Raw genomic sequence first — 752 nt, forward strand, 5'->3', positions numbered from 1 at the left:
GCCAGCAGCTCAAGCGCTGCGGCTTATCTTCCCGGCAAGTTATCTACCGCAAAGTGATAACGTAATCCGGCGTCGCGCATACAGCGTTTCCGCCGCCAGCTGAAAATCATATTCCATCGCCTTCAGCTTTTTCGTCTTAAGCTGTTTTAGTGGAATACCCTCGATATGCCCTGTCGCGACCAACCACCGGATTTCAGCCGTACTCAGCTTGAGCTGTTTTTTCAGTATTGATAGCAGGCTGATGCGAAATGGCTGACTGACTCTGACGCGCACCGTTATCCGCTGACATGCCTTCAACGTAACCGACCATTGCTCGTGAATACGAAAATCAGGTTGCCCCGACGGCTCGGCGCGGTTGCGCTTCAGCGTCGCGAGGTCAGCGGCATAATAGTGAACCATGGCTGCATCGTTCTGCAGCAGGCGCTGAAGCAGTTCACGGTTTATCTTGCTGACGTGCAGCCTGGAAAACAGGGCGATATTCCAGGTGTAATCGCAGCGCGTGCATTTATAGATGCTCCAGATATCCAGCAGCTTCTTTTGCGAATTCACCCGGATGGCGCCGGAAGGCGCGAAGTCGCGTTTTACATTGCAGGCGGGGCAGCGTTTGGCAATGTGCTGATACCCCACGGGCGTGACCGTCCATGTAACTGTCATAACGTACCTTTTTTAACCCATACGAAACCGAGTCCGTGATTAACGGACCATGATTTTTGGCGTATGAAAAATAGTTAATCGCTATTTTTCAGTGGGTT

General features: G+C 51.9%; 1 protein-coding gene. It reads right to left on the reverse strand.

Features of this window, described 5'->3' with window-relative positions:
* Positions 1–39 precede the first annotated feature (39 nt).
* Positions 40–627 carry a DUF1062 domain-containing protein gene (locus VZP09_RS10565; RefSeq protein WP_021440293.1) on the reverse strand — a complete coding sequence of 196 codons (588 nt, stop codon included), beginning with the start codon at positions 625–627 and terminating at the stop codon, positions 40–42.
* Positions 628–752 lie beyond the last annotated feature (125 nt).

The organism is Klebsiella sp. EMBS2024 (assembly GCF_036233805.1).
Taxonomy (GTDB): Bacteria; Pseudomonadota; Gammaproteobacteria; order Enterobacterales; family Enterobacteriaceae; genus Klebsiella; species Klebsiella pneumoniae.